Origin of the sequence: Allocoleopsis sp., assembly GCF_036703385.1 — a bacterium.
Taxonomy (GTDB): domain Bacteria; phylum Cyanobacteriota; class Cyanobacteriia; order Cyanobacteriales; family Coleofasciculaceae; genus Allocoleopsis.
Window position 1 is genome coordinate 1 of the sequence record NZ_DATNPA010000303.1, and the last position, 4,517, is coordinate 4,517.

General features: G+C 47.2%; 6 protein-coding genes. 4 read left to right on the forward strand and 2 right to left on the reverse strand.

The window, feature by feature from the left end:
- Together V6C93_RS15165 and V6C93_RS15170 are read left to right on the forward strand one after the other, a co-directional pair.
- A partial coding sequence (locus tag V6C93_RS15165) for a hypothetical protein (protein WP_333477503.1) occupies nt 1-194 on the forward strand: 194 nt, incomplete at its 5' end.
- Nucleotides 195-497: 303 nt separating this feature from the next.
- A complete protein-coding gene (locus tag V6C93_RS15170; RefSeq protein WP_333477504.1) occupies nt 498-710 on the forward strand; it encodes a hypothetical protein in 213 nt (70 codons plus the stop codon).
- Nucleotides 711-867: 157 nt separating this feature from the next.
- Here the strand turns inward: V6C93_RS15170 and V6C93_RS15175 are convergent, their stop codons facing one another.
- Nucleotides 868-1,962 (reverse strand): DJ-1/PfpI/YhbO family deglycase/protease, encoded by a 1,095-nt coding sequence (locus V6C93_RS15175; RefSeq protein ID WP_333477505.1) that lies wholly within the window; start codon nt 1,960-1,962, stop codon nt 868-870.
- 435 nt (nt 1,963-2,397) lie between these two features.
- Nucleotides 2,398-3,000 (reverse strand): HD domain-containing protein, encoded by a 603-nt coding sequence (locus V6C93_RS15180; RefSeq protein ID WP_333477506.1) that lies wholly within the window; start codon nt 2,998-3,000, stop codon nt 2,398-2,400.
- 124 nt (nt 3,001-3,124) lie between these two features.
- Here V6C93_RS15180 and V6C93_RS15185 point away from each other — a divergent pair, with 124 nt between their 5' ends.
- Both V6C93_RS15185 and V6C93_RS15190 read left to right on the forward strand, forming a co-directional pair.
- Complete coding sequence (locus tag V6C93_RS15185; protein WP_333477507.1) at nt 3,125-3,298, forward strand: hypothetical protein; 174 nt, start codon at nt 3,125-3,127, stop codon at nt 3,296-3,298.
- A gap of 49 nt (nt 3,299-3,347) precedes the next feature.
- The coding region (locus tag V6C93_RS15190) for a thioredoxin domain-containing protein (RefSeq protein ID WP_333477508.1) at nt 3,348-4,517 on the forward strand (1,170 nt) is incomplete at its 3' end.

The window sequence follows — 4,517 nt, forward strand, 5'->3', positions numbered from 1 at the left end:
CACAGGGCAGAAGGCAAAAGGTTTATTACTGCTACGTGGTCGTTTCAGCCGTTAACTCTGTCCTAACCTTTATGGCGACAGCTAGATCTAATGTAGGGGTTTTCCGACTGGAAAGCCCCTACAAGGCTAAAGATACAAAAGCGGGAATTAGGATACTCCCCTGGTACCGAACCTCTAAAGTCGTATTTCCCTGACTTTAGAGGTAGAACTTTTCTGGGTGGGATAGGTGCCAAGACAGAGGAGGAATGGTTGAGAGACAAGTATTTTTAACTTGAGCCTAGGATTTTTCTTTTGAATTCTTTTGGCCTTGCATAGTATCACAAAACATCTCATTTTTTCCCACACTTAGTAGTTTATTAAGCTAACAATAAACCGCTCTAGCGCTACTCCCTGCGATAGCTTATTGAATAGTTAGGCGTGCTATTCTGTGTACATCTGTCTTAGGATATATTTAGGCAGCGGATAAGTGAAGATTTAATGGACAAGGATTGAGGAGCATGAAACTACTTATACTAATTTTAGTTTTTTTTTATACAGTGATTGCTCAGCGCTTGTTCAGCATCTGGCTAAAATTCTTTCAACGAGATAGCAACATGTCGCCGGGAGAAAAGCAGCTCTCTTGGGTCGTTTTGATTGTAGGGACTGTGTTGTGGCCCGTTGTGATTCCTAATGCTTATTTGGCAATTTTAGAAAAAAAATTAGAGAGTTAAACAGAGATGAGACGCCGATGAATCCCTTAAGATTGGCTGACTTGCACTGACAGGCTGACTTGGTTTAGGGCAGGCAGGGTGCCTACCCCACAAAAATTTTGCTTACCTTCTTCAGTGACCTGGGATTTAAGTCTGGTTAAACACCGACAGCAATAGACTAACCGGTAACAGCTGCACTCGTTGTTGGCATGGCTGGTTGAGCGGATTGGGCACCGATTCGTGCGTGGTAAAGTTTAGCTAAACGTTGTTCGTATTGTGCCAAGTCGGCTTCAATTTCTGTAAAGAGGGCGGTTGAAGTAGGGTCAGTGTATTGTTTGCGTAGGTTATATGAATCAACGACACCGGTTTGGATATCGCCTAAGGTGCGACGCAAAATTGCCATATCATCACTGGAGTGTAACCAATCTTGCAAGCTGGCGTAGATATCAGCAGCAGAGGCAGAAATTGACTCAGATGCATCCAAATCCTTCAGACGTTGTTCTAGCATCTGAATATGGTTCTGCTTGTTCTCGATCATCTCATAGAGGAGCGATCGCAATGGTGCATCCGAAGTCTTTTCCGCATACAGTTCAAATGCTTTTCGGGCATAGCGCTCACCCGTCAGTGCGGTATTAAGAGCATCAGCAATCTCCCTCTTACTATTGCCCCCCCACGCTTGTGCTAACTGCCACCATTGGGCAGTCGCATCAGTTTCATCAGGTAGAGCCTGCTCAGGAATGCCGAGTCCCAGGCGAGTCAGGATTGCTGTTGTGAAGATTGCCAAGTCACCCGGTTGCCTGGAGGTAATTAAGTTTCCATCCACTACCAACGGCTCATCCATGTAGTTGGCACCCGCATTAATCATATCCTTGTGAATTGAGACAAAGCCGGTCGCATTTTTGCCCTTGAGTAAATCGCCTTCAATCAGCATCTGGGGGCCATGACAAACAGCAGCAATTAGCTTACCCAATTGCATTGCTCTTTGGACAAACTTCACAGCGTTGGGGTTGTTGCGCAGGGTGTCAGGAGCCATGCCACCAGGGATGACAACCGCATCGAACTCTTCAGGGCGTGCTTCGGTTACGGTTCCATCAGGCTTAATGGATACTTGTTTTTGTTTCCCTTCGTACTTTTCATTCATTCGCGAACCTAGGACAGTAACGTCTGCCCCAGCTTGTTGCAAGGCTTTGTATGGGATTTGAAACTCACAATCCTCGAACTTCTGGTCGAGCAGAATCGCGACTCGTTTTTTAGTGGGATTTGTTGTTGCCATTTGATTTCTTGGTTGTCCTATTAATCGTGCAAATATTGGTGATAAAGGTGATTCGCTGAGGAACCCGGTTCAAAGCGCGATTACTCTTGGTGCTGCGCTTTGTAGAATCCGGGTTTCATGGCTAACCTCATCTAGAATCCCTCTCTTTGCAGTAGCGTTTCCACTACTGACTAGTGTTGCTTGTTAATCGCAGTTGTAATCTTTGAGTGAGGTCTCCCTTGTAAGGCCAAAACCAGCACCTCATTCAGCTAAGTTGTGTTGGTTAAGTAGCCACCTCACAACAGCAACGATGTGTCCAATATCTAATACTGTCTTTAGGTTATGCATTTATGAGGAGCTGTGCTTCGCTCAGAAGAAATAGATAGTTTTCAACATAATCACGGGATTGTGTCGTTGAAACCCAAGTCATAAATCCTTGGAGCAAGAACACCCAGATTAAACATCCGTTTTGAGCTGTTGCTCATTGGTCAGAGTGGCAACTAACCCTTCAAGTTCACTGACGACGCGTTCTAATTCATCCACTAGAGGGGTTGACTCATGAGCATGAAAGGCATCTATTAAAGCTCGGTAATACCAAAGTGTGCCGTTTTTTCCGCCATGAAAGCGCTCCCACAGGTCATCTTTGAGCAAGCGATAGTCCTTCAGAATAGAGCGAGCATTGTGCAGCTTATCAGCCGCCGAAACTAAACGAACTGAAGCAGATGCTGTGGGGATATGAGCAATATAGGCTTCTTTCCGCTCACGCCAAGGGGGTTTGGGGGTCGTGTCCGACTCACTGCAACCCTCGACAATGTTGGTTACGGTATCGCCAAAGCGGCGACGGATTTCTTCGCGGGTTGCTGCTCCGCCTTGGTCTTCCACGGCATCGTGAAGGAGTGCAGCGATCGCTTCATCTTCATTCGCGCCATATTCTAGGGCAATACTGGCAACACCCAGCAGGTGAGCAATATAGGGAACTCCTCCACCTTTACGGGTTTGGTTGGCGTGCAGTTGGGAGGCAAAAATTAGGGCATCTGTAAATCGTTCTGAGAGCTTCATTTTTAGATCAAAGAGGTTAAGAAAGGCTGAGATTCTGCCAGGAATGAGCTGGAGCATCCGATAAGCTAATGGTGTCACAGTCGGTCGGGACTTCGTGACTCACACAAACAGTCTATTGTCACTGATGTCTTCTGTAGAAAAACGCCTGGAAGCGTTCTGTCAATTGACCCTAGGGACACAATTGGCTCTAATTAGCTTTACTGGCGTTTGTCAATTTCAACACAGACAGACTTCTGGCTTGGGACTTGCTATCTCTACCTTTGACCAGATGGCAGCTTTGCCCACCACGATAAACTGACAACAAATATCCTTAAAGTGCGTCTCCTCAGTAGTACCCATCACTAGCCATGACCAATCGTCTTGCCCAGTCCCAAAGCCTGTATCTTCGTAAGCACGCAGAAAATCCTATTGATTGGTGGCCTTGGTGTGATGAAGCCTTGGAAACTGCAAGGGCAACCAATAAACCGATTTTTCTTTCGATTGGTTACTCTAGCTGCCACTGGTGCACTGTCATGGAAGGGGAGGCATTTTCCGAGCCCGCGATCGCAGAGTACATGAATGCCAATTTCTTGCCGATCAAGGTAGACCGGGAAGAACGACCGGATATTGATAGTATTTACATGCAGGCGTTGCAGATGATGACCGGCCAAGGAGGTTGGCCTCTGAATGTCTTCCTTACTCCCGATGATCGGGTGCCGTTTTATGGTGGCACCTACTTCCCCGTAGAACCACGCTATGGACGCCCCGGTTTTTTGCAAGTTATGCAAGCGGTTCGCCGATTCTACGATCTGGAAAAAACGAAGCTCCAAACGTTCAAAGAAGAGATTCTGACTCACCTCCAGTCGGCCGTCGCTCCCTCTCTAACACAGCCGCTGAGTGAGGATTTGCTAGAGCGCGGGATGGAGACGAATACAGGTGTTGTGAATGCCGGAAGTTACGGACCGAGCTTCCCGATGATGCCCTATGCTGAACTGGTACTGCGGGGCACGCGCTTGAATTTGGACTTTAAAGACGATTCTTCTCAGGCTGCGCGATCGCGTGGGTTAGACCTGGCAAAGGGTGGCATTTACGATCATGTGGCGGGTGGCTTTCACCGCTACACCGTTGATGCTACATGGACGGTGCCTCATTTTGAAAAAATGCTCTACGACAACGGGCAAATCGTGGAGTATCTGGCGAATTTGTGGAGCGCAGGCATTACCGAACCCGCATTAAAACGTGCGATCGCTGGCACTGTCCAATGGCTCAAGCGGGAAATGACCTCAGCTGATGGGTTCTTTTATGCGGCTCAGGATGCTGATAGCTTCATTGACTCCCATGCGACTGAGCCAGAAGAAGGGGCTTTTTATGTCTGGAGTTATCCAGAATTGGAACAACTCTTAACTGCTAAAGAGTTAGCAGAACTCAAGGAGCAATTTACGATTACAGCCGAAGGCAATTTTGAAGGGAAGATTGTCTTACAGCGTCGTTACTCTGAGGTGTTAAGCGATACGGTTGAAGCCGCTTTAGCCAAACTG

Bases quoted from the DNA above. Each gene is read 5' to 3' on its own strand.
- V6C93_RS15185 (WP_333477507.1), top strand. From the start codon at position 3,125: ATGTCTTCTGTAGAAAAACGCCTGGAAGCGTTCTGTCAATTGACCCTA.
- V6C93_RS15180 (WP_333477506.1), bottom strand. From the start codon at position 3,000: ATGAAGCTCTCAGAACGATTTACAGATGCCCTAATTTTTGCCTCCCAA.
- V6C93_RS15170 (WP_333477504.1), top strand. From the start codon at position 498: ATGAAACTACTTATACTAATTTTAGTTTTTTTTTATACAGTGATTGCT.
- V6C93_RS15175 (WP_333477505.1), bottom strand. From the start codon at position 1,962: ATGGCAACAACAAATCCCACTAAAAAACGAGTCGCGATTCTGCTCGAC.